This window comes from Bacillus paramycoides, assembly GCF_001884235.1.
Classification (GTDB): Bacteria; Bacillota; Bacilli; order Bacillales; family Bacillaceae_G; genus Bacillus_A; species Bacillus_A paramycoides.
The window spans coordinates 104301-126811 of the sequence record NZ_MAOI01000065.1 but is presented as its reverse complement, the minus strand read 5'-3'; the positions used below and the strand labels follow the sequence as shown (position 1 = coordinate 126811).

The window sequence follows — 22511 nt, the reverse complement described above, 5'->3', positions numbered from 1 at the left end:
CTTTTCCTTCTTCATCGAAAAGTTTTATAAATATATTTCTATATTTATAAAACAAGGCACGATTAAAATCGCGCCTTGTTATTTTATTATGCAGCTTTGCTGTTGTCTACTAAGAAGTCTACAGCTTTACGCACTTTAAGATCTTCAGATAAAGCGTCTACGCTTCCAAGAGCTTGCTTGATAGCGTCTACTGGCATACCGTACATTTCAGCCATTTTTTCAACTTCTGCAGTTACTTCTTCTTCAGTAACTTCGATGTTTTCAGCTTCAATGATAGCTTCAAGAACAAGGTTGATTCTTACACGTTTTTGTGCATCCTCTTTCATTTGCTCTTTTAATTTGTCAGCGTCAGTACCTGTGAATTGGTAGTAAAGCTCAAGGTTCATACCTTGTTGGCTTAAACGTTGCTCGAATTCACGAACCATACGATCTAACTCTGTGTCGATCATAGCTTCTGGAATGTCGATTTCAGCGTTAGCAGCAGCTAATTCTACTACTTCGTCACGTACTTTGTGCTCAGCTTCGTGCTTTTTGCCTTCTTCTAAGTTTGTGCGAAGTTTTGCTTTTAATTCATCAAGAGTTGCAACCGCTTCGTCAGCTTCTTTAGCGAACTCGTCGTTTAACTCAGGAAGTTCTTTTGTTTTGATTTCGTGAATTGTTACTTTGAATGTTGCTGGTTTACCAGCTAATTCAGCAGCATGGTACTCTTCTGGGAATGATACTTCAACTTCTTTAGAATCACCAGATTTAAGACCAATTACTTGCTCTTCGAAACCTGGGATGAAAGTACCAGAACCGATTGCAAGAGAATAGTTTTCGCCTTTTCCGCCTTCAAATGCTTCGCCATCAACGAAACCTTCGAAGTCGATTACAGCTGTATCACCGTTTTCAACAGTTCCTTCTTCTTTAACAACTAGTTCAGCTTGACGCTCTTGTAAAGCTTTTACTTCGTTCTCTACATCTTCGTCAGTTACAGTTGTTTCAACTTTTTCTACTGCTAAACCTTTGTAATCACCTAATTTAACTTCAGGTTTTACTGTAACTTTTGCAGTGAAAATTAAGTTTTGGCCTTTTTCGAATTTCTCGATGTCAATCTCAGGATGAGCAACTGGGAAGATACCAGCTTCATCGATTGCTTCACCGTATGCTTTTGGTAAGATGATATCTAAAGCATCTTGGTATAAAGATTCAATACCAAAGCGTTGTTCGAATAATGGACGAGGCATTTTTCCTTTACGGAAACCTGGTACATTAATTGTTTTTACTACTTTTTTGAATGCAGCGTCGATAGAGTTGTTTACTTCTTTAGCATCAACTTCGATTGTTAAAACGCCAACGTTACCTTCTAATTTTTCCCATTTTGTAGACATTTATTCTTTCCCTCCAACTATAATAATGTATGCACATACCTCTATAGATTAAGATTTTTATTATCTCTTTTTTGAAATAACAAATGTACAAATAATCCTCTAGCAAAAGCTTTCAGATATAATGTTCCAATCTACTAATTGTCTAAAAGACAACTACGGTATATTTTGTTCGAGACTAATATGAAACATATTAAGTAAGAGAATTATACTCCTCTTCTCTTACAAACAGGCAGTTTTCTGCCTTTTGCAACCCTTACATTATAACATAGAATATGCTCGTTTCAATAACTGAACGATTCTTTTTCATAATTATACGGGCAAATACCCTTCTCTTTCAACGCGTAGTAACCATTGATAAGCAATATGAAATTCCTCAAACTCGATATTGTATGCTGTCATAAGTTCTTCTTCATCAATAGCCAATCCGAAACGCTTTCTTCCAATTCTCTCTATGACGGCAGCCCAAATTTCTACTTTATCCATTAATAGAGGGAATGGGAAAATGCTAATTTGTAATTCTTTCCAGTATGTAACCATTGTATCAAATATATCTGGATAACTTTGCTCTAATCGGCTTGATAATTTATGTATAATTTTATCGGATTGCTCCTCATTATGACCTGTAAATGCTGGTATCACCTTTATCGTATTTCCAAACTTCTCTACTTCTATCTCTTCTTCTATTTGATTTTCTACCATTTTATACAAAATAGAAGTTTTTAAATACGGGTGCTGATCTTCGTCTATTAAAAATTTCTTTAAAGCAGGAAGTGCAAGATCAAGATCTTTTAACGAAAGCTTCTGAATTACCCTTAATTTTTGACCAAAGTTTTCTCCAAAAAGTTCATCGGTAAATTCCCCCAATTCAAAATTCGAATCCACTAGCGGTATATCTCCATCATTCAGCATCCCTTGCGCAAACAAAGCAAGCTGCGCTAGTTTTTCCTTTTGCTCTGGAATTATATCTTTCGTTTGCAAAACTTCCTCAACAGTTTCGATAACACCTTCATAATCATTTGTTTGAACTAAAATAGTTACATACGTTTCAAGAATATCACCAAATAATACAGCTCCTGTTTCAAGCAACTGCTCACATTTTTCTTTCGCTTCTTCCATACGTTTTAATTCTAGCAAACAAATAACTGAAGCTAATTCTGTTTGTTCCGTTTCTGCATTATACTGACGTAATATTTCAAAGCAGCGCAATGCATCTTCGAATTTTCGCTCTTTCAGCGCTAAAAAACCTTCGTCAATATAGCGTTCTGATAGTTGCGGAAACAATACGACCGTATTTTCTTTTTTATCCATACGTCCGCCTCTTTTTCTAGATTTTAATTATCTTCACAGTAAATATATCAAATGCGTAATGAGAACACAACATTCCAAAACTGTTTATTTGAAATATAGGAATATTTAATTTTTATAACAAAAAATCAACAAACTGTTACATAAAATTCATTTTTTCATAAACAAAAACCCTCAGCAACAGACGCAGAGGATTCATCATTAATGGAAAGCTTTTATAATTGTGGGATATATAACAAGGGTAATAATTTGGAGAACAATAATTGCCATAACAATCATGCTAAAAAAGAAGATTGGTTTACTTCGCTTCATTAAAAACATAATAATAAGCATTGTACAAGCAAACAAACTTAAGAAGAACAAACTTGTTGTCGAACTAAGTATACCACTCGGGACAAAGAACAATAAAACTACACTACAAGTACCTATAATTCCGAATAACCATTCCATTCATTCACTCATTCCCTTTCCCTCTCATGGTAGTTTTTCTAAGCTACTAAATGTTTTACAACGTCAATTACATACGTTAATTTCTCATATGCTACAAATCCAAACGCTACTGTTAAACCCGTTACGATTAATCCTTTCATCATCTCTTCCTCCTCATTTATCGTTGTTATCTTCATTATAGAGGATTCGTAATTTGTTACCATCGAACTTCCTTACACTTACCTTACAGAATTGTAAGATTTCAAAAAAGACAAACAAAAAACCTTGTTATCAAAAGATAACAAGGTTTTCTTAGCGTCCCAGGAGAGATTCGAACTCCCGACCGACGGCTTAGAAGGCCGTTGCTCTATCCTGCTGAGCTACTGGGACATGGAGCGGGTGAAGAGAATCGAACTCTCGACCAGAGCTTGGAAGGCTCTTGTTTTACCACTAAACTACACCCGCATATGTTATTTTATTGTTTGTTTTTAGCGCCGATGTCCTATCGACAATATTTATTATATGTATATCCACACATAAAGTCAACACCTTTTTTAAAAGAGGATAATTTTTCTTATCCTCTTTTAAAAACTGCTTGTTCAACTAGTTGTCCATCTAATGTTTCAAAACGAACTTCCATTTGATTTTCATCCATTTCTAATAAAGCAAATGTTTTTTCTACACGCTGACGTGGTAATAAAACACTTCCTGGATTGATAAATAAAACGCCATCAATGAATTCCGCACCTAATACGTGAGAATGTCCGAAGCATGCAACTTGTGCTCTCACTTCTTCTGCATGGTACGCTAATGTTTGTAATGTCATTTTCACATTATGACGATGTCCATGTACAACTAAGAAACGAATGCCCTCTACGTCAGTTACAATTTCATCTTGAAAGTTAGCATAATCACAATTACCTTTTACAACATCGAAACCTTGCAGCTCTTCATGAGCAGGCGTTAACTCTGAATCACCGCAATGAATCATGACATCTACTTTCCCTTCGTATTTCTCTTTTAACTGCTGTAATTCCTTCACAGAGCTATGACTATCGCTTACGATTAAAGCTTTCATCAATCTCTCTCCCTTACTCTTCTAAAAACCATTCTGGGATTTTTTCTTCTAATTTACGAAGAGCACGCCCACGGTGACTAATTGCGTTTTTCTCATCTGAACTTAGCTCAGCCATCGCTTTTTTATATTCTTCTACATAAAAAATCGGATCGTATCCGAAACCATTTTCCCCGCGGCGCTGTTCTAAAATCTTCCCTTCGCACGTTCCGTTTACAATAACCGGCTCTTTATCCGTTTCAGGGAAGGCAACTGCTAACGCACAGTAAAAACGAGCAGTACGTTTTTCTAAAACGATGTCAGTTAACTCTTGCAAAACTTTATCGATATTCGCTTGATCATCTTTCGGTTCTCCAGCAAAACGAGCTGAATATACACCTGGTTTCCCGTTTAAAGCATCTACAATAAGACCAGAGTCATCCGCAATTACGATGGAATTCAATTGTTTACTAAGACTATCCGCTTTTAAAATTGCGTTTTCTTCAAATGTTTCACCAGTTTCTTCGACTTCTTCAATATGAGGAAAATCGTGTAAAGATTTCACTTCTAAGTCAAATCTCTCAAATAACTCAGCAAACTCACGCACTTTCCCCACGTTTTTTGTCGCTACAACAACTTGCTTCATATTTCCCACCTCTACTCTATATGAGATACGATGTCACCTAACGCTTCTTTTTGCTTTTCAACAAGTTGGAAAATCCCTTGTTCAGCAGCATCAAGTAATTCATTTAATTCCGCTCTACTAAACGTCGCTTCTTCTCCAGTTCCTTGTACTTCAACAAACTGACCTTTTCCAGTCATAATTACGTTCATATCAACGTCTGCTTTAGAATCTTCTATATAGTTTAAATCTAAAACGACACCTTGCTCTTCAACAATCCCTACTGACGTTGCTGCTAAATAATCTTTCACAGGGATTTTAGATACTTTTTCTGCTTGCAATAATTTTTCAAAAGCTAATACCATTGCTACATAAGCACCTGTAATAGAAGCTGTTCTCGTTCCGCCATCCGCTTGAATTACATCACAGTCAATCCACACTGTTCTTTCACCAAGCGCTTCTAAATCAACAACCGCACGTAATGCTCGTCCAATTAAACGCTGGATTTCCATTGTACGACCCGTTACTTTCCCTTTACTTGACTCTCGAATTGTACGTTGCTCTGTCGCACGTGGAATCATTGCGTATTCTGCTGTTACCCATCCTTTTCCTTCTCCACGCATAAATGGCGGTACACGCTCTTCAATTGTCGCTGAACAAATTACCTTTGTATCCCCAACTTCAATTAGTACCGATCCTTCTGGATGTTTTAAATAATTTGTATGAATATGTATATGGCGTAGTTCCGCTTGCCCTCTACCATCTACTCGCATAAAAATAACCCCCTCTTAACTACTACTCATTAGTATAGCCAAATTTAAATGTATGATATGTATAACAATAAAAGAAGGGGAACTCAAAAAGCAATTCCCCTTTCTTACATAATTATATCAAATTATTCACGATTAAAAACTACCTGTATTCACGTTTTGTGGACGATCAACAGGTTTTATTAATTTTTCACCTTTCTCATCCATAAGATTCGCTTTACCATTCACTTCAATAGAAACATTTTTTACACCTTGTTTTTCCGTTAAAGATAATACTAACGATTTCAGTACGTAATTTGAAATCATATTTTTGTCTTGATTCGCAAATATATTTTCATTAAAGTTTAATGTAATATTTCCGTTCTCTACTTTTGGATTCGTAATAAGCTTAACCCCTGGATTAAAATCATTTAGTAGCGAACCTTGAATCGGACCTTTTACAAGCTCATTCACAATTGTCGAATAATCATTCTCTTTCCCATCTGCAACGCGGCGTGTTACTGGTACATAGTATTGTTTCTTATTACTTTGCGCCATAAAATAAAGTGTAACCGGTTTTGTATTCGTTACATCTGCTACTTGTTCATCATCAAAGTTAATTCCATTTGCACGGCTCACACCTTCACCAAGCGGCGTACCCGCTACAGGCATCTTCGCTAACTTCTCACCATTTATTTGGAACTGCACTTGTTTTATCTCTTTAAATTGCGTCAAAGTCCACGCTACTGATTCAACAATTTGACGCTCTTCTTCTTTTGCATAGTTTTTCATTTCTTTAGAGAAATCAATTACCGCTGTCCCATCTTTCTTCAAATCTAGGGTCATCGTTGTATTTGCTGGGAGAACCGCTCGAAATCCATTCGGCAATAAATCTGTGACTGGTCCATCTTTCACAAGATATTCTAACGTTTGCTGTACAACTTCATTCGCTTTCGGAGTAGGCATTGCAATAGTTTGCGGTACAACATACCCATTTTTATCAACGAGGTATAACTCTCTATTTACTGTTTGCCCTTGTTTATCTTTTTTAGCTGTTTCTTTCTTTTCACCTTCTGTATACGTAACTTTTTTCGGCGGATCAATTTGCTCTTTCGCTTTCTCCTGATTTAATAAGCCACACCCTGTTAATAAAATTGCACTCATAGTAGCACCAACAACCCATTTAAAAGTGGATTTAGGCATGCCATTCCCCCCTAAAATCTAAGTTTGTACTATTATGTATACGAGCTGTTTCATGTTTTAGAACAAGCTATGGCTACTTATACAGAAAAAACCCCTGATTTCTCAGGGGTTCTCTTATATGAATCTACTATTATTCTGTTTCTAAATTAATATGCTTCACATTTTCAATCGGCTGACCGAACCATTTTGAAGCGATTTCTTTAAACAAACCTATTTTACCAGTTGTTAAGAAGAGGTGGTCACTTTGTTCTTCTCCCTCATTTAGCATCTTACTATGGTATAGGATCGTACTTACTTCACGTGCTGTTTCATCACCCGAACTAATTAATTGTACTTGATCTCCCATTACCTTTTTAATAACAGGACCTAAAATAGGATAATGTGTACACCCTAAAATTAGGGTATCAATATCAGTACTTTTCAACGGTTGCAATGTTTCTCTTACAACTTCATATGCCATTTCACTTTCGAAATTCCCACTCTCTACAAGTTCTACGAAAGGCGGGCACGCTAAACTTTCTACCATAACACGGTTATTAATAGACTTTAGCGCCTCTTCATATGCACCACTTTTCACAGTACCAATCGTTCCAATAATCCCAACATGATACGTATTTGTCATTTTTAAAGCTGTACGTGATCCAGGATGAATAACTCCAACTACTGGAATTGGTAATTGTTTTTGCATTTCTTCTAACACAACCGCAGTTGCTGTATTACATGCAATAACTAACATTTTGATGTTTAGTTCTAACAAATGTTCTGTCATTTCCCACGTGAATTTACGCACTTCTTCACGAGAACGCGGACCATAAGGGCAACGCGCTGTATCCCCTAAATATATAATACGTTCTTTAGGTAACTGACGAATTAATTCCTTCGCTACTGTTAATCCACCTACTCCTGAATCAATGACACCGATCGCTCTATTCAACTTAATCACCCGTTTTCTCATTCATCATCTTATTTTATGTTTATCAGTATATTTTACACACTTTAAGTTCGCTAACTTAAAATGCCCCTGTATAAAATTTTTCATTTGTACCTGTATAGACCAGGACCTTTTTTATTTTGCTCCTTTTTTTCATAATTTGCAAGACAGAAAAATAACCGACTCTTTTTATAAAAGTCGGCTTCTTCTATTATAGTTCGAGCTCTCCCATACGAAGAAGCTCAACAACTGCTTGTGAACGTCCTTTAACACCTTGCTTTTGCATTGCGTTATTAATATGATTACGGACAAACCTTCTTGTTACTAAATAATGTTTCTTCTATCGGAAATTCTCTTCCCCATTCTTTTTCAATTAAATCTATATTTTCTTCAATAGGATAAAATACACACATAACATCAGAAGATACTTCCATTCCAGGTGAAACAACATATTGTTTCAAGAAATCAAAGTTACTCATGTTCTTTTTCTCCTTTTAAAAGATCTATCTAGAAAAATTTCTCTAACTGAACTTCCGTATCTGTGAATACTACAACAATAATTTTTCTACCCCCATGCCGTCTACTAACAGCGTTTTTAATGAATGGGATATTTTAATTGCTTCTTCAATATCTAAATTTCCAAACTCTACAATATACAGTCCGAATCCTTCATTCCCACCTGCATATAATAATGCTTTTCCACCTTCATCATCACCAATAGCCAATGAATTTGGTATATACTTTTGAATATTATGTGCTTCATTTATCTCTATACAGTCAACTGGTCCCCAAATGCGTATATACATTTCATTATTCACATTAAATTCTGCATTTGTACTCTGTTGAATTATCTCTAAATAATCAGCTGGCACATCTATTAAAGAAAATTTTTTTAATTCTTGAATGGCTTCTTTAGTTGCTGGTGGTTCCTGTGTTTCTAATACGAAAACCTCATTTGAATTTTTTATTATATTCATTAAACATTCCCCTTTCAAATTATCAAGCATTTTATACTATTGTTTTAAAGTTTCTTTGACAAATCCAACTTCTTCAAAATACAAACAAAAAAACAGCCGACTCCTTGTATCAAAGTCGGCTTCTTTCTTATCGTTTGAGGTATTCCATACGAAGAAGCTCACCTACTGATTGCACACGCTATAGTTCTTATCTCCAGCGCCATGCAATCGTTGTATCTTCCATATGAATAGCAGGAATATTAATCCCTAAATATCGTCGCTCACCCTCATCAAAAACAGACCAATTTTCGTCATCTAGAAATTCACGGTCTATGCTTTCAAAATCAAATGTACTCTCTTCGTCTACCATCTCGCGAAAATATTTTTGAATTGGTTTACTATTCTCGTATAAACGAATTGTTCCATACATCCATGGCATTTCTCCAAAAACATCTTTAATTTCACCTATCTCTATATCTTTAAAATACAATTTCATATTTACACCTTCTTATTCATGAATAGCAAAGATACCTACCTGGAATACCTCATCATGTTATAAAACAGTTATTTTCAACGCTCCTTCAAGCATTGTATTGAAATCGTTATATGTTTTCATCACTGTACCTGATGGCTTATCCAGTTCTAAATAAGTACCATCCAATAAGTTTTTACAAAACCACGCAATAAAGGATTCTTCCTTCCTTAACATATCTTCTATCTCAAAATCTGAGATACCTGCTTTTTAAGTTCAAGAACCTTTTCCCACTTCAAAATATAAACAGAAAAATAGCCGACTCTTTTTATAAAAGTCGGCTTCTTCTATTATAGTTCGAGTTCTCCCATACGAAGAAGCTCAACAACTGCTTGTGAACGTCCTTTAACCCCTAGCTTTTGCATTGCATTTGAAATGCGTAGTGTTTGCAAATAAATGCCTGCTTTATTAGGTTAGTTGAACAAGAGGTTATGATAAAAGGACAAGGAAAATTCCCTTATCCCTTTAAACATCCTGAATATGTTTAAAATCGGTCACTTCTTGACCATCATGAGCAATTCTTATTGTAATTTCATCAATTCCATTTCCTGTATGGGCTCCATAATAAGAATGAACTCTAACTGTTACTTCATAAATACCTCCAACACCAGTCAATTGTTTTATATTTATAATCTCAGTCTCCCATCCTCCCCATTGAGGAACTCCCTTTGAAGCATCCTTATAAATTTCTGCCAAAGCGTTATTAATTGAAGGTGCGAGACTTACAATTAGGGCGTACTTAACCATTTCATTGGTGGTTTCTGTTTCATTCGCTTGAACAGGGGCAGAAAAAAGAGAAAAAATAAGCATTGATACACTAATTAAAACTAAGATTTTCTTCATAAGCATCACCTAAACCTAATATCCTTCTTTCAAAGAATCTTATTCAACTAATGAGGAGCTCAGTGGAATAACATATGATAATTGGTTGAGGTAAAAATTTTGAAATGCGTAGTTTTTGCAAAACAATACACAGGAATCTAAGTTATTAGCAGCTTCCGTTTTGTTGATGTGAAAATTTATTGAACTAGCTACATATACAATCCAAAAGACAAAACATAGATATTAGCAGGATATCTCGATAAAAGATAAGGACCTTTTTAAATATTATCAACGATATTATTATTTTTCTTTTTTGAAGATGAATTAAAACTTTGTTGTTGTACAATAAGAATGAGGTGATACATAATGAAAAAATGCTACAAAATGTGCTCAAAGAGTATGGTATCGTACATCTAGAGAAGCGTATTTTAGATACACTTGAACCAACGATTCAAATACACTTATGCCAAGAAGCTGATGAAAAAATAGCAGTGGGAACATCAAAATTCGGAGGTTTTCCTGATTTACCTGATGAATTAGAGATTCCAACCAAAAATGACATGCCTCTATATTTTATTGGACAACTGAATTTAGAGGAAGTGCAATCCTATCACAAAGGAAATCCATTACCTACGAAGGGCATGTTGTATTTCTTCTATGATGTAGAAGAAGAACCGTGGGGGTTTGATCCAAAAGATATTGGAGGACATCGTGTTCTGTACACAGAAAATATAGCAAATCTAAAACGAAGAGAAATCACAACAGAAGTATTCCCTTCTTCATTAATTTCATTTGAAGAAACATGGACATTGGCAAAAGAAAAAATTGGAGAAACAGGTTTATCAGATGATGATGAATGGGATTTTTACGAAGAAATAGAAGAATCGTATATCAGAGAAGAGAACGATGGATTTCATCATTTACTTGGTTCAGCACAAGCTATACAATCAGAAGAAATGGCTGAAGAGTGTCATCTTGTTACAAACAGATTTTATTTAGGAAATGCGTCGTATCCTTCAGATAAAGAGATAAAACGTTTACCTGGTAGCCCGCACGATTGGATGTTACTTTTGCAAATTGATACCAATGATGAGTCGGAAATGTATTGGGGAGATTCTGGTCGACTATATTTTTGGATAAAAAAAGAAGACTTATTACAAAAAAACTTCGAAAATACTTGGTTAATTTTACAATGTTGTTAAATTAAAAAACACCTATTATAGTAGTTCAGATAATGTAGAGAAACATAATAAATAGCATAGGAAACAACATGTGTATCCTATCCATAATAAAAACAAGAAGGGATATGTACACTCCCTTCTTATAATGGGCTTTCAAAAGTATACGTAATATCCACCGTACCATCTTGATGAATACTAATTTTTTGAATTAACGTCTGAAATACATGAATCAAATCTTGCTCCTGATGTTGCAACTGTTCAAAAGCTTGTTTTATTGTTTTAATATCCATTTGTACAGCATCACTATTTTGTAAAATAAGCAATTCATGATTCGCTTTCGTTATTTCTGTTTCAAGATCGTCTCGTTTTTTTCAAATTCTTCTTTATTGATGGGTCCTTCCAAATATAGATCCAGTAATGCTTTTTTCTTTTGTTCGTTCATGTTCATAAGCTGTTGTAACTTTTTTATTTTTTTCTCTTGTCCCTCTTCGACATTTCTTTGAAATTTTAAAGTGACAGACGCTCCTTTTTTCACTAGCAAATCCATAATGAACTGACGAAAATCATGATATTGAATGGGTACATGATTTACACAACCATGCTTCCCAGCTCTCCTATACTGTGAACACTTTAAATATTTCCATTCTGTCCGCTCACCACTCTTCTTTCGAAGGTGGGATTGTACAATAACCATATTCGAACCACAGACTGCGCATTTTGCTAAATTACGAAATTCATTCTAGGCTGTAATTTTCGTTTTATTATCCGTTACATTTCTCATATTATTATATCTTACATGCTATAGATTCTATAATGTCAAATTATCCTTGTTAATAGATTTCCAAATATGTACCTGTATAAACCAAGACTTTTTATTTTGCTCCTTTTCTCCGCAATTTGCAAGACAGAAAAATAGCCGACCTTTTATAAAAAGTGGGCTCACTCATTATAATTCAAGTTCTCCCATACGAAGAAGCTCAACAACCGCTTGCGAACGTCCTTTAACCCCTAGCTTTTGCATTGCTTTTGCGCAAAATAAAACAAGTTCCCCATTACCTTCAATCACCTTCCATTACACACCTTAAATCGGGTTGATACAGCTCTGTCTCTATAGCATCTCCTTAGACTTCACAAGAAAATGATATATAACAAAATGAAATCGCCCATTAAATTACATAAGAACAAAGCATAACAATTCGATACCACTTTTTGCATTAAGTAAAAAAGTGAGTATAAAAGAAACAATGTAAGTCTCATCCTAAATATCTATTTCTAGGCAAAAATGTTTGTATAGACCCACCCACTTATTATTTGATAAGGTATGAAAGGACTTTAACGGCTCTGAAATGTAGTATGTTTTTCTAAAGAATATCCTGACAAAGGAAGAAGGAATTTAAAAAATACAAAATCAAATAAATTAGTTGCATTTTATAATCAAAAAGCAAGGAGAACAAAAATATGAATGAAAGTCGTAAATCCTCTTTATTAGCAGCCTGGATTAGTGTTATAAGTAATATACTTTTAACTCTCATTAAAATAACAGTTGGGATCCTTTCCAAAAGCCAGGTATTACTAGCTGATGGTATTCATAACGCTGCTGATGTTGTAGCGTCTGTAGCATCCTTAGGATCAATGAAAATTTCAAATCAACCTGCCGATGAAGACCATCCGTATGGTCACGGAAAAGCTGAAGTCATTTCCTCAGGAATTGTATCTATTATTTTAATTTTAGCAGCTTTATTTATGTCTTATGAATCAATAAAAGCATTATTTCACCCAGCGACCGAACCCCACATGATTGCTTTTATAGCAGCCATTGTTTCTTTAGTCTGGAAACAAATTTTATATGTATATACAATCCGAATTGGTCGACAAGTAAATAGTAAAGGGCTTATCGCAACCGCTTATGACCATCTCGCTGATGTTTATGCTTCTATTGCGGCTGTGATTGGAATTGGGGTCTCTTTACTAAACAATATATATCCAATCCCATATGCAGCTTATGGTGACCCATTAGCTGGAATCATTGTTTCCTTTTTTGTCTTAAAGCTTGCATTTGGTATGGGGAACGAAGCTGTATATATATTGATGGAAGGCGGTCTTCCTACTGAAAAGCGTGGTGAATATAAGAAAATAATTCAAGCACATCCATATGTGAAAAGAATTGATAGAATTCGAGCTCGCGAACTCGGTCACTATATTTTGGTTGATGTTAGGATTAGTGTCCCTGCATATTTAAGTATCCAGCAAGGACACGATATTTGTAGAGAGATAAAAACAGCAATTATGGAACAGGATTCGGAAGTATATGAGGTACTCATTCACTTAAATCCATGGTATGAAGAAAAATAAGTGCATAAGAGTTTTGAATAATAAAGCCAAGCAATTATAAGACGATTGCTTGGCTTTATGGAATCATCTTAGTATTGGAGGCATATTAGTTTATATAATCTGTCTTTCAGCATAAGAAAAATAAAATAAACAAGTGGAACAACCGGTAAAATAACTTTATTCCGTAGCTATATGCATTTACTATTTAATAAAACAAAAAGCATCTTATTCGATAAGATGCTTTTTGTTTTATTATTTTAGTTTTCCTACTTCAGTTAACACAGTATCTAAATCTTCCGCTGCTTTATTTAGAGTTTGTACATCAAGCGGTTCAGCTTTTGCACCTGCTTCGATTGTATGAAGCGGTGTTTCTAATTTTTCATATAGATCAGCATTTTTTTCTTTTACTGTATCTTCAAACGTTTGCCATGTTTTCTCTAATTGTTCTGCATCGTCTTTTACTTTAGCAGCATCTTTTGCCTGTAATTGAGCTTTCAAATCACTCACGGTTTGTTTCATACTAGTTGCTCCATCAGCAATAGAGACTGCTTGTTTCGCAGATGCCTGCTCCGTAGTTTTCGTGCTTTCAGCTTTCTTTTCTCCTTGCGTTCCGCAAGCCCCTAGTGCTAGAGAAGTTGCTACTATAACCGGTAAAATTAGTTTACGAGATTTCATACTATTTCCTCCTATTATGCCTGTTTTTTTTGTTGTTGTGGTTCTAATTTTGTATCTTTTTTCTTATTCCATACTGCAAGTATTACTGCAACCACAAGAAGAATGAATTGTGGAATCGTACTTTCCCATGATGGATAAATCGCAAAAAAGTCTATAGTTGGAATTGAAAGGTGCGTAGCTGGCAATAATCCAGCAAGTTGCAAGCCATGAATACCCATTCCTGTGAATTTAAAGCACAAGTAAAACATGAGAATACTTGAAACTAAGAAAAATGGACGCATCGGAATTTTCAAGCCTACCTTTAAAATTAAATACGATAGGATGATGAGTATAAAAGCTCCAAGCGCAATGCCGATTAGCAGACTTGATATTTTAATGGAAGATGCCATACCAATGAAAAACAATACAGTTTCTGTTCCTTCACGAAATACCGCAAGGAATGACAGAATCGCTAATGACCAGAGACTTCCTGTATCCAATGCTTTTGTACTTTGGCTACGAATATACCGCTGCCACTCCGCGATACTAGATTTACTATGAAGCCAATAACTCATGTACATCAGCATTACTGCAGCAAATACTCCCGTCCATCCAGCAATGAGAAAGTTATTACTTCCAAATGCCCCTGCGGAGAAAAGCATATTTACAATAACACCGAGAATGATACTAACGCCAAGCCCTGTTCCAACACCAAGCCAAATCCATTTGCTTTTTTCTTCATGTCCAGCCTTTTTCAAGAATCCGAGCAACGCTACAACAACCAATAGCCCTTCTAATCCTTCTCGCAATAGAATAGTAGTTGCATCCAACATGCTGTAGCTCGTTTTCTCAACAAGCGGCGCTAAGTAATTCCGCATGTCTTCGATTGTTTGTTTAGCCCCTGCTATATCAGGAGAATCGGAAGAAAGCATAGCATACGAAGTAACCATATCACGCTCAGCATCTCCATATATTTTGGAGGACTGCGTCAGCACTACGCCTTCTACATCCAGCCATGAAGAGCGGAATGTCTCAATATCCTTTTTCGCTCCTTCAATGTCATGTTTGTCGATTTTGGAAAGCGAATCATCTAAAAGAGCAATCAAGCTAGCCACATCCGCTTTTTTTGTATTTCCCTCGTCTTTTTGAGTAGATGTAGCAGAGAACTTACCGGCAATAAATTTATCATCTACGTCCTTTAATTTTTGAAGTGCTGTCTCTACTTTTTCTTTATTTGCTGGTTGCTGAGCAAATGCAAATTGCACCTGCCCCATCGCATCTTCAACATCGCGATACACTTGTGAAGATTGTTTTTTAATTCCCTCTTCAATGGAAAGCCACGTGGACCTAAAGGCTTCATATTGTTTGGAAGCTCCATTTATATCCCCTTCTTGTACAAGCTGAAGTGCTTGTATAACGGATTTATTTGCTTTTCCCAAATCATCTGCCGCTGTTGCAGCAAACCCACGGAATGGAAAACTTATGAAACCTAATAACATAATTAGTAAAAAAGTATGTACTTTCCACCTCATGCTAACCCCTCATTTCTATATATCAACAATTTCCATTAAATGAAATATAATCAATATTGAAAATCATTATCATTGAAATCGCTAACAAAAGTATAGGTCTTTACATTTTAGATGTCAATAAACTTTTTTCACTTGTAAGAATTTACCGTAAATTGATACAGAATCTCCTCATTGGCAACGTATATGTAATTTTATCTCCTTCAAAATAAGCATTTATAATATCCATTTTCTTTCCACGTCAATTACAGCTATGCAAAGCAAAAGAATATATAACTACTTGTACAGTTAATTCTACCCCCAACAAAAATAAGAAGGGATATGTACATCCTCTTCTTACAATGGACTTTCAAAAGTATATGTAATATCCACCGTCCCATCTTGATGAATACTAATTTTTTGAATTAATGTCTGAAATACATGGATTAAATCTTGCTCTTGGTGTTGCAACTGCTCAAAAGCTTGTTTTATTGTTTTAATATCCATTTGCACAGCATTACCATTTTGTAAAATAAGCAATTCATGATTCGCCTTCGTTATTTCTGTTTCAAGATCGTTCCGTTTTTTTCAAATTCTTCTTTATTAATGAGTTCTTCCAAATACAAATCCAGTAGTGCTTTTTTCTTTTGTTCGTTCACGTTCAGAAGCTGTTGTAACTTTTTTATCTTTTTCTCTTGCCCCTCTTCGACATTTCTCTGAAGTTTTAAAGTAACAGACTCTCCTTTTTTTACTAGCAAATCAATAATGAACTGACGAAAATCACGATATTGAATGGGAACATGATTTACACAACCATGCTTCCCAGCTCTTCTGTACTGTGAACACTTTAAATATTTCCATTCTGTCCGTTCACCACTCTTCTTTCGAAGATGAGATTGTACAATAACCATATTTGAATCGCAGACTGCGCATTTTGCTAAATTACAAAATTCATTCCATGCTGTAATTTTTGTTTTATTATCCGTTATATTTTTCTCATTTACTTGGCTCCAAGTTTTCTCATCTATAATTGCTGGATGATGATTAGGAAAAACAAACCACTTTTCTTTTGGATTTCGAATTTGCTTTTTTTACCGCCAACTTTAACCGATGTATATTGATTTAAAATAAAAGTTCCCTTATAAATCGTACTTCGAACAATTCTTTGCACGGATGTCATTTGCCAGACACTTTTATTTTTAGGCTTTATTCCTAATCGATTCAATTCATTTGTGATTCGCTTGAATCCCCATCCAATGTTGTACCAATTATAAATATCTCGAACAACCTTAGCTTCCTCTTCATGAATGACTAGTTTTTGATTTACGCGATCATACCCATACGGTACCCTACCTACATATAGAGCATGAAACAAACAGAAAAATAGCCGACTCTTTTTATAAAAGTCGGCTTCTTCTATTATAGTTCGAGTTCTCCCATACGAAGAAGCTCAACAACTGCTTGTGAACGTCCTTTAACCCCTAGCTTTTGCATTGCATTTGAGATGTGGTTGCGTACTGTTTTTTCACTTATAAAAAGTTCACCTGCAATTTCCTTCGTCGTTTTATCTTGAACCAGTAATTCGAATACTTCTCTCTCTCTCTTTGTGAGTAAAGGTTTAGATTGATACGCTTTTTCCTTCAACTGGTATAACCCTCCTTGCTTAAGCCAGAGCTGTGTAGGTGTAAGTTGGGTGTTTATTTAGTCAAGATATTGTATGAACGAAATGTGCAGGTGGTGAATGAAAATGGGCTTTATTTCTTATGTTATTTTAGACTTTTATACTGTTTATGCACTCGTTTTATACATTCACTTCTCCGTACGCCATATTTATTCTAACAATATACTTACAACGGTCCCTACAAACAAACCGTTACCGAATATATATTGCATAACAGATGACAATGACTGGAGTGCTCCAAACGGTAAAAACATAACGCCGCAAAAAATCGTTACATTCCTTTCGCTAAGTTGAATTTTTTTATGTTATGAAACCCAATTCCAATTAACTGTACGAACGAAGCCATTAAAACTGCAGATGCGACCGCGGATGGCAGAGATGCTAGGTAGCGGATAATACTTGGAAACAGCGACATAACAACTAGTAGCACACATGCAAATAAGACCCCTTCTCAAAACGTCTAAACGATTCTTCTATACAAGATTATCTAATTTCACTTGATCTAAATTCCCCATAACGACATTCCCCTTATACATAACTACACATTTCTCCGTTTGACGAGCTACTGCTTCAGCGACACATGTTGCATTCGTTAAAACAAAACTTGCTTCATCCCCTGCATTAGGCCACACTCGCTCCCCTTCATTATTTAACGTTTCTTTCCCTCCTGTAATAAAACGAAGAGCTTTTCCTAAAGATCTTTCATCACTCCAACCAAACCGTTCCGCCAATCGATTCGCTTTTTGAAGCATATCTCCCGTTCCAAACGGAGACCAATGATCTGTAATACTATCATTTCCTAATGAAACTTTAACTCCTTTTCGATCTAATAATGGAATTGGGATTACTTGTTTACCAATTGGAACAGTTGAAGTAATATCGATCTTTAATGCCGCTAATCTTTCTGCCACTTCTTCAGCTTCTTTATCAGTGACGCCTCCAAGTCCAAGTGCATGGCTAATCGTTACACGCCCTTGCCATCCTGCTTCCTCTGTTAGGCTTGCCAATCTCTTCATCGTAAACGTTCCAAGGTTATTTGCATCATGCAGATGAATGTCCACATCCGCATTAAACTCTACTGCAATATCCATAATTGTATGTAATGATTTTTCGATGTCATTATCTACAGTAGCTGGGTCCACTCCGCCAACTAATTGCGCGCCCATACGCATTGCATCTTTCACAAGTTGTACAGAATTACTGCGCAATAATCCATGTTGCGGAAATGCAACTATTCTACCAGACAACCGATCTTTATATGTTTCTAAAGCCGCTAATGTTGCTTCCAAATTACGAAGTCCAATAATTGGATCAACATTACAATGCGTTCTAATATTCGTTGCGCCATTTCGGAGCAGTAACTCTAACATATTTTCCGCCCTATGTTGAGCAGTTGCTAATTGCTTTGGCAAAATCGTTTCTTCTTCATTAAAACGTGTAAAAATATTTTCCGCTTGCATGCAAGCTTTCCAAGGCCCACCATAATACGTTTTATCGATATGAATATGCATCTCTTCGAAAGCTGGTAAAACTAATAAACGATTAGCATCAAAAATTAAAGTTCCTTCCTCTTGAACGATTCCCGATATAATTTTTTTAATTATGCCATCTTCAATAAGAAGACTGTATATCTCTGTTTCCGTTTGTGAAATTTTCGCTTCTTCATATGTATAACCTGTTTCAAGCTTTACATTAGTCAACCAATACAATGTCATTACCATTTCCCCACCTTATATTAGAAAATACGTCACACCCTCATTTTCATTTTAATATCAACTGAAAATTAAGACAATTAACAAGCTATGAACCTCTTCGAAAAAAATAATATAATCAAATGGTATTCCCGTAAATTCCCATATAGAATAAAAGTACATACGCACACATAAAATTTTCACAATGATGATATAAAAAGGGGAGGATCATTATATGTCGAAGAAATTATGTAAATCTGAAACTGACAAAATGTTATTTGGTGTATGCGGAGGTTTAGGCGAATATTTTGATATTAGCGCTACTCTCATTCGCATCATCTGGCTTATTGCCGTTCTATGTTTTGGAACAGGGTTTTTAGTTTATCTCATTTGTTTATTACTCATGCCACGTTCGTACTAATAACATCATTCACTATACTTTAGCAGTGCATATAAAAAAATCACCTATAGAATTCTATAGGTGATTTTTTTATGAAGAATATTTCATCGTTAAATGCAATACCGCCACTTCATCCTCTTCATTTTTATAACTATGTTTCTTATTCGCTTCAAATTGAATGGAATCAAACTCATTTAGCTCATACACATCATTCTCAACTTGAATATAAACTTTCCCTTTCATTACCGTTACAAGCTCAATTGCTCCTTCATGATGAGCTTCAGGCTCATATATACTATGCGCTCTTAAACAAGCCCGGTGCATTTCCATCCCCGTTTCTTTCGTGTAACGGAACATTGTTTCTAAGTGCCACGCCTGTCCCACATCTACTGCAAACCCTTCTCCGCAGCGTGCAACAGCTACAGGCTCTCCAACAACCATCAATCTCGATAAAGGGATTGATAACCCTTTCGTAATTTTCCAAATGACAGCTAATGTTGGATTCGTTTCACCTCTTTCAATCTTTCCTAGCGTTAATTTACTAACACCTGTCTTTTGGGCTAAATCTTCTAAACTTAATTTTTGTTCATTTCGAATTTGTCTTAATAGCTGACCTACTTGCTGAATGACTTCTTTCGTTTGCATATCCTCATTTTCTTTCATCTTTAAAAACCACCTTGAAGTATAAAATAGTTTACTTTTTAATAATTAAAGTATATTATACTATACATAATTGTTTATTTCCAAAAGGAGTGTTATATTTCATGCGCGCAATATTACTAGGTCTTTTATCATCGGCCTTTTTTTCTGCAACCTTTATTATTAACAGAGCAATGAATGTATCTGGAACAAGCTGGGCTTGGACTGCTTCCTTCCGTTTTCTATTTGCTCTCCCTATTTTATTCCTTATCGTTTTATTTCGCAAAAACTTAGGAGCTTTATGGGCAGAGTTAAAGAAACATCCATTTGCATGGATTGGGTGGGGCTCCGTCGCTGGCATCGGCTTCTATTCTTTATTAAGTTTCGCAGCTGTTTTTTCTCCAGCTTGGCTCGTTGCTGGAACTTGGCAAGTTACGATATTAGCAGGTTTACTTTTATCACCATTATTTTTCATTAAAATAGAAACAAAGTCTGGTACAAAACTTGTACGCGGAAAAATTCCACTGCGCAGTTTATATGTAGCATTATTTATTTTACTTGGTGTAATTTGTATGCAAACTACTGCAGCAGGTCATATTACAATGACTCAGTTCATTTCTGGTTTTTTACCCGTCGTTTTAGCAGCTTTCTTATATCCCTTCGGTAACCGAAAAATGATGGAACTTGTTGGCGGGCGTCTTGATACATTCCAACGTGTATTAGGAATGGCGATTGGAAGTCTCCCTATTACAATTTTACTTGGTATATACGGATTTTCCACTACTGGTATTCCATCATCAAGTCAAATGCTGCAAGGGTTTTTGTTAGCATTATGTTCCGGAGTTATTGCGACGATGACATTTTTCTTTGCTACTGACTTAGCAAAAGACAATCTTGGTTTACTTGGAGCTGTTGAAGCAACACAAGCTGGAACGATGGTCTTTACCGTGCTCGGTGAGATTATTTTCTTAAATGGTTCATTTCCTGGTGGTCTGTCACTGATTGGGATGATTATTATCATGCTAGGCATGGTCGTAAATAGTGTTTTAAACCGTTCTGTTCCAGTCGTTAAACAGAAAAAATTAGCATAAAAAAAGCATGATTCTTCTTTATAGAATCATGCTTTTTTACTGTCCCCCTATTCAGATTTATCAGAATAGAATTTCATTAACTATTTATACTAAAACCTATGTTATAATACGTTTCATGTGCATTAATAGGAGGTAAATTATGTTAAAAAAAGCAATTGCTGAGTTTATTGGTACATTTGTACTTGTACTATTCGGAACTGGAGTAGCTGTCATTGGCGGCGGAATTGAAGGAATTGGAACATTAGGTATCGCTATGGCTTTCGGATTATCTATCGTGGCTATGGCATATAGCATTGGAACAATTTCTGGATGTCATATTAACCCAGCAGTATCAATCGCTATGTTCATCAACAAAAGAATGAACGCTATGGAACTTAGCTATTATTTATTAGCTCAAATTTTAGGTGGTTTATTAGGAACTGCAACGTTAGTAACAATTTTACGATCTGCTAAATTATCTTTAGATAATTTAGGACAAAATAGTTTTGGAACTCTTGGTTTATCTGGAGCATTTTTAGTTGAATTCATTTTAACTTTCGTATTTGTTTTAGTTATCGTTGCTGTAACAGGTAAAAAAGGAAGTTCTTCTTTAGCTGGACTAGTAATTGGTTTCACGTTAGTATTAATTCACTTATTAGGTATCCCGTTAACTGGAACATCTGTTAACCCAGCTCGTAGTATCGCACCAGCTTTATTCGCTGGCGGAGAAGCAATTTCTCAACTATGGGTATTCATCGTTGCACCAATTCTTGGTGGTATCGTAGCAGCTGTTGTAGGAAAGTTTATTTTAAATACTGAAAAATAGAATTTTCAATATTTCCGAATAAAAAAAGGCGAGCCCTCATTATGAGGATGCTCGCTTTTTTATTCTTTAATTTTAGACTTCAAATTTGTAACTAATTGGTCTACCGTTACATTTGCAAGTACGTTTTCCATCGCTTCTTGCGCTTGCATTAAAATAATTTCTAATACCGATTGAATATTAGCTCCTACTGGACATTCAATGTTGGGATTTTCATGGAAAGAAAATAGGTGTCCTTCTTCTACAACTTCCACAGCTTTATATACATCAAGTAATGTAATTTCATCTAAATCACGAGCAAGTGTCGTACCACCTTTACCAGCTTGTACATCAACAAGTCCTGCTCTCTTCAACATTCCTGTAATGCGACGAATCACAACTGGATTTGTATTCACACTACCAGCAATCCATTCAGAGGTACAGCGAGAGTTTCGATCTATTGCAAGTAACGTTAACATATGAACACCTACTGTAAAACGACTACTAATTCCCATCTGCACACCCTCCTTTTTATTCATTCTATTAAAAGACAACTCTTATTATTATATACTATTTTTAAT

At 35.4% G+C, this 22511-nt stretch carries 23 protein-coding genes, 2 tRNA genes and 7 pseudogenes; 5 read left to right on the top strand and 27 right to left on the bottom strand.

Annotation, left to right across the window (positions count from 1 at the left end; all coding sequences use genetic code 11):
• Window positions 1–86 precede the first annotated feature (86 nt).
• From tig to BAU28_RS10355, 17 genes and pseudogenes are all read right to left on the bottom strand, one after another.
• The gene (gene tig / locus BAU28_RS10425) at window positions 87–1370 is read right to left on the bottom strand and encodes a trigger factor (RefSeq protein ID WP_002173638.1); all 1284 of its coding nucleotides are present in this window, start codon (window positions 1368–1370) and stop codon (window positions 87–89) included.
• A 309-nt stretch (window positions 1371–1679) separates the two neighbouring features.
• The gene (locus BAU28_RS10420; RefSeq protein ID WP_071718525.1) at window positions 1680–2678 is read right to left on the bottom strand and encodes a hypothetical protein; all 999 of its coding nucleotides are present in this window, start codon (window positions 2676–2678) and stop codon (window positions 1680–1682) included.
• Between the two features lie 198 nt (window positions 2679–2876).
• Complete coding sequence (locus tag BAU28_RS10415) at window positions 2877–3125, bottom strand: hypothetical protein (protein WP_002173640.1); 249 nt, start codon at window positions 3123–3125, stop codon at window positions 2877–2879.
• 295 nt (window positions 3126–3420) lie between these two features.
• Window positions 3421–3494, bottom strand: a tRNA-Arg gene (locus tag BAU28_RS10410).
• A gap of 1 nt (window position 3495) precedes the next feature.
• Window positions 3496–3569 (bottom strand) — tRNA-Gly (locus BAU28_RS10405).
• A gap of 109 nt (window positions 3570–3678) precedes the next feature.
• Window positions 3679–4182 carry a metallophosphoesterase gene (locus tag BAU28_RS10400; RefSeq protein ID WP_048372970.1) on the bottom strand — a complete coding sequence of 168 codons (504 nt, stop codon included), beginning with the start codon at window positions 4180–4182 and terminating at the stop codon, window positions 3679–3681.
• Window positions 4183–4195: 13 nt separating this feature from the next.
• Window positions 4196–4804, bottom strand: coding sequence for an XTP/dITP diphosphatase (locus BAU28_RS10395; RefSeq protein ID WP_025147510.1), 609 nt, complete (start codon window positions 4802–4804; stop codon window positions 4196–4198).
• Window positions 4805–4815: 11 nt separating this feature from the next.
• The gene (gene rph, locus BAU28_RS10390) at window positions 4816–5553 is read right to left on the bottom strand and encodes a ribonuclease PH (protein WP_025147511.1); all 738 of its coding nucleotides are present in this window, start codon (window positions 5551–5553) and stop codon (window positions 4816–4818) included.
• Between the two features lie 132 nt (window positions 5554–5685).
• Window positions 5686–6732 carry a GerMN domain-containing protein gene (locus tag BAU28_RS10385; protein WP_071718524.1) on the bottom strand — a complete coding sequence of 349 codons (1047 nt, stop codon included), beginning with the start codon at window positions 6730–6732 and terminating at the stop codon, window positions 5686–5688.
• Between the two features lie 130 nt (window positions 6733–6862).
• Complete coding sequence (gene racE / locus BAU28_RS10380) at window positions 6863–7675, bottom strand: glutamate racemase (RefSeq protein ID WP_002173646.1); 813 nt, start codon at window positions 7673–7675, stop codon at window positions 6863–6865.
• A gap of 199 nt (window positions 7676–7874) precedes the next feature.
• Window positions 7875–7976: pseudogene (locus tag BAU28_RS10375) on the bottom strand (hypothetical protein); the annotation flags it as partial.
• Complete coding sequence (locus BAU28_RS30385; protein ID WP_165615160.1) at window positions 7966–8142, bottom strand: hypothetical protein; 177 nt, start codon at window positions 8140–8142, stop codon at window positions 7966–7968. The pseudogene BAU28_RS10375 and the gene BAU28_RS30385, both read right to left, overlap by 11 nt.
• Window positions 8143–8211: 69 nt before the next feature.
• Window positions 8212–8640, bottom strand: coding sequence for an SMI1/KNR4 family protein (locus BAU28_RS10370; protein ID WP_071718523.1), 429 nt, complete (start codon window positions 8638–8640; stop codon window positions 8212–8214).
• 187 nt (window positions 8641–8827) lie between these two features.
• Window positions 8828–9115, bottom strand: coding sequence for a hypothetical protein (locus tag BAU28_RS10365; RefSeq protein ID WP_071718522.1), 288 nt, complete (start codon window positions 9113–9115; stop codon window positions 8828–8830).
• Window positions 9116–9172: 57 nt separating this feature from the next.
• Window positions 9173–9313, bottom strand: a pseudogene (locus BAU28_RS29805) (YrhA family protein); the annotation flags it as partial.
• 128 nt (window positions 9314–9441) lie between these two features.
• Window positions 9442–9528, bottom strand: a pseudogene (gerE, locus tag BAU28_RS10360) (spore germination transcription factor GerE); the annotation flags it as partial.
• 88 nt (window positions 9529–9616) lie between these two features.
• On the bottom strand, window positions 9617–9994 hold the full coding sequence (locus BAU28_RS10355; RefSeq protein WP_071718521.1) for a DUF3888 domain-containing protein: 378 nt from the start codon (window positions 9992–9994) through the stop codon (window positions 9617–9619).
• 353 nt (window positions 9995–10347) lie between these two features.
• Here BAU28_RS10355 and BAU28_RS10350 point away from each other — a divergent pair, with 353 nt between their 5' ends.
• On the top strand, window positions 10348–11175 hold the full coding sequence (locus BAU28_RS10350; protein WP_071718520.1) for a YwqG family protein: 828 nt from the start codon (window positions 10348–10350) through the stop codon (window positions 11173–11175).
• A gap of 119 nt (window positions 11176–11294) precedes the next feature.
• Here BAU28_RS10350 and BAU28_RS10345 read toward each other — a convergent pair.
• A pseudogene (locus BAU28_RS10345) lies at window positions 11295–11923 on the bottom strand (recombinase zinc beta ribbon domain-containing protein); the annotation flags it as partial.
• Window positions 11924–12100: 177 nt separating this feature from the next.
• A pseudogene (locus tag BAU28_RS10340) lies at window positions 12101–12184 on the bottom strand (hypothetical protein); the annotation flags it as partial.
• 428 nt (window positions 12185–12612) lie between these two features.
• On the opposite strand from BAU28_RS10340, the gene BAU28_RS10335 reads away from it, so the two are divergent.
• The gene (locus tag BAU28_RS10335; RefSeq protein WP_071718519.1) at window positions 12613–13506 is read left to right on the top strand and encodes a cation diffusion facilitator family transporter; all 894 of its coding nucleotides are present in this window, start codon (window positions 12613–12615) and stop codon (window positions 13504–13506) included.
• A 231-nt stretch (window positions 13507–13737) separates the two neighbouring features.
• On the opposite strand, the gene BAU28_RS10330 is transcribed toward BAU28_RS10335, so the two are convergent.
• The 6 genes and pseudogenes from BAU28_RS10330 to BAU28_RS10305 all read right to left on the bottom strand — a co-directional run bounded on the left by BAU28_RS10330 (window position 13738) and on the right by BAU28_RS10305 (window position 19043).
• Entirely contained in the window at window positions 13738–14160 is a 423-nt protein-coding gene (locus tag BAU28_RS10330; protein WP_071718518.1) for a hypothetical protein, read from the bottom strand.
• A 14-nt stretch (window positions 14161–14174) separates the two neighbouring features.
• On the bottom strand, window positions 14175–15671 hold the full coding sequence (locus BAU28_RS10325) for an FTR1 family iron permease (RefSeq protein WP_071718517.1): 1497 nt from the start codon (window positions 15669–15671) through the stop codon (window positions 14175–14177).
• Between the two features lie 333 nt (window positions 15672–16004).
• Window positions 16005–17007, bottom strand: a pseudogene (locus BAU28_RS10320) (recombinase family protein); the annotation flags it as partial.
• Window positions 17008–17066: 59 nt separating this feature from the next.
• Complete coding sequence (gene gerE / locus BAU28_RS10315; RefSeq protein ID WP_000659484.1) at window positions 17067–17291, bottom strand: spore germination transcription factor GerE; 225 nt, start codon at window positions 17289–17291, stop codon at window positions 17067–17069.
• 186 nt (window positions 17292–17477) lie between these two features.
• Window positions 17478–17770, bottom strand: a pseudogene (locus BAU28_RS10310) (purine/pyrimidine permease); the annotation flags it as partial.
• 31 nt (window positions 17771–17801) lie between these two features.
• Window positions 17802–19043, bottom strand: a complete 1242-nt coding sequence (locus BAU28_RS10305) for an amidohydrolase family protein (RefSeq protein ID WP_071718516.1) — start codon at window positions 19041–19043, stop codon at window positions 17802–17804.
• Window positions 19044–19254: 211 nt separating this feature from the next.
• On the opposite strand from BAU28_RS10305, the gene BAU28_RS10300 reads away from it, so the two are divergent.
• Complete coding sequence (locus tag BAU28_RS10300) at window positions 19255–19440, top strand: PspC domain-containing protein (RefSeq protein WP_002173650.1); 186 nt, start codon at window positions 19255–19257, stop codon at window positions 19438–19440.
• A gap of 69 nt (window positions 19441–19509) precedes the next feature.
• On the opposite strand, the gene BAU28_RS10295 is transcribed toward BAU28_RS10300, so the two are convergent.
• Window positions 19510–20082 carry a helix-turn-helix domain-containing protein gene (locus BAU28_RS10295; protein WP_071718515.1) on the bottom strand — a complete coding sequence of 191 codons (573 nt, stop codon included), beginning with the start codon at window positions 20080–20082 and terminating at the stop codon, window positions 19510–19512.
• 101 nt (window positions 20083–20183) lie between these two features.
• Here BAU28_RS10295 and BAU28_RS10290 point away from each other — a divergent pair, with 101 nt between their 5' ends.
• Together BAU28_RS10290 and BAU28_RS10285 are read left to right on the top strand one after the other, a co-directional pair.
• Entirely contained in the window at window positions 20184–21149 is a 966-nt protein-coding gene (locus tag BAU28_RS10290; protein WP_071718514.1) for a DMT family transporter, read from the top strand.
• A gap of 139 nt (window positions 21150–21288) precedes the next feature.
• Complete coding sequence (locus tag BAU28_RS10285) at window positions 21289–21954, top strand: MIP/aquaporin family protein (protein WP_071718513.1); 666 nt, start codon at window positions 21289–21291, stop codon at window positions 21952–21954.
• Window positions 21955–22013: 59 nt separating this feature from the next.
• On the opposite strand, the gene BAU28_RS10280 is transcribed toward BAU28_RS10285, so the two are convergent.
• Complete coding sequence (locus BAU28_RS10280; protein ID WP_002173653.1) at window positions 22014–22445, bottom strand: Rrf2 family transcriptional regulator; 432 nt, start codon at window positions 22443–22445, stop codon at window positions 22014–22016.
• Window positions 22446–22511 lie beyond the last annotated feature (66 nt).

Bases quoted from the DNA above. Each gene is read 5' to 3' on its own strand.
- tig (WP_002173638.1), bottom strand. From the start codon at position 1,370: ATGTCTACAAAATGGGAAAAATTAGAAGGTAACGTTGGCGTTTTAACA.
- BAU28_RS10420 (WP_071718525.1), bottom strand. From the start codon at position 2,678: ATGGATAAAAAAGAAAATACGGTCGTATTGTTTCCGCAACTATCAGAA.
- BAU28_RS10415 (WP_002173640.1), bottom strand. From the start codon at position 3,125: ATGGAATGGTTATTCGGAATTATAGGTACTTGTAGTGTAGTTTTATTG.
- BAU28_RS10400 (WP_048372970.1), bottom strand. From the start codon at position 4,182: ATGAAAGCTTTAATCGTAAGCGATAGTCATAGCTCTGTGAAGGAATTA.
- BAU28_RS10395 (WP_025147510.1), bottom strand. From the start codon at position 4,804: ATGAAGCAAGTTGTTGTAGCGACAAAAAACGTGGGGAAAGTGCGTGAG.
- rph (WP_025147511.1), bottom strand. From the start codon at position 5,553: ATGCGAGTAGATGGTAGAGGGCAAGCGGAACTACGCCATATACATATT.
- BAU28_RS10385 (WP_071718524.1), bottom strand. From the start codon at position 6,732: ATGCCTAAATCCACTTTTAAATGGGTTGTTGGTGCTACTATGAGTGCA.
- BAU28_RS30385 (WP_165615160.1), bottom strand. From the start codon at position 8,142: ATGAGTAACTTTGATTTCTTGAAACAATATGTTGTTTCACCTGGAATG.
- BAU28_RS10370 (WP_071718523.1), bottom strand. From the start codon at position 8,640: ATGAATATAATAAAAAATTCAAATGAGGTTTTCGTATTAGAAACACAG.
- BAU28_RS10365 (WP_071718522.1), bottom strand. From the start codon at position 9,115: ATGAAATTGTATTTTAAAGATATAGAGATAGGTGAAATTAAAGATGTT.
- BAU28_RS10355 (WP_071718521.1), bottom strand. From the start codon at position 9,994: ATGAAGAAAATCTTAGTTTTAATTAGTGTATCAATGCTTATTTTTTCT.
- BAU28_RS10350 (WP_071718520.1), top strand. From the start codon at position 10,348: ATGCTACAAAATGTGCTCAAAGAGTATGGTATCGTACATCTAGAGAAG.
- BAU28_RS10335 (WP_071718519.1), top strand. From the start codon at position 12,613: ATGAATGAAAGTCGTAAATCCTCTTTATTAGCAGCCTGGATTAGTGTT.
- BAU28_RS10330 (WP_071718518.1), bottom strand. From the start codon at position 14,160: ATGAAATCTCGTAAACTAATTTTACCGGTTATAGTAGCAACTTCTCTA.
- BAU28_RS10325 (WP_071718517.1), bottom strand. From the start codon at position 15,671: ATGAGGTGGAAAGTACATACTTTTTTACTAATTATGTTATTAGGTTTC.
- BAU28_RS10305 (WP_071718516.1), bottom strand. From the start codon at position 19,043: ATGACATTGTATTGGTTGACTAATGTAAAGCTTGAAACAGGTTATACA.
- BAU28_RS10300 (WP_002173650.1), top strand. From the start codon at position 19,255: ATGTCGAAGAAATTATGTAAATCTGAAACTGACAAAATGTTATTTGGT.
- BAU28_RS10295 (WP_071718515.1), bottom strand. From the start codon at position 20,082: ATGAAAGAAAATGAGGATATGCAAACGAAAGAAGTCATTCAGCAAGTA.
- BAU28_RS10290 (WP_071718514.1), top strand. From the start codon at position 20,184: ATGCGCGCAATATTACTAGGTCTTTTATCATCGGCCTTTTTTTCTGCA.
- BAU28_RS10285 (WP_071718513.1), top strand. From the start codon at position 21,289: ATGTTAAAAAAAGCAATTGCTGAGTTTATTGGTACATTTGTACTTGTA.
- BAU28_RS10280 (WP_002173653.1), bottom strand. From the start codon at position 22,445: ATGGGAATTAGTAGTCGTTTTACAGTAGGTGTTCATATGTTAACGTTA.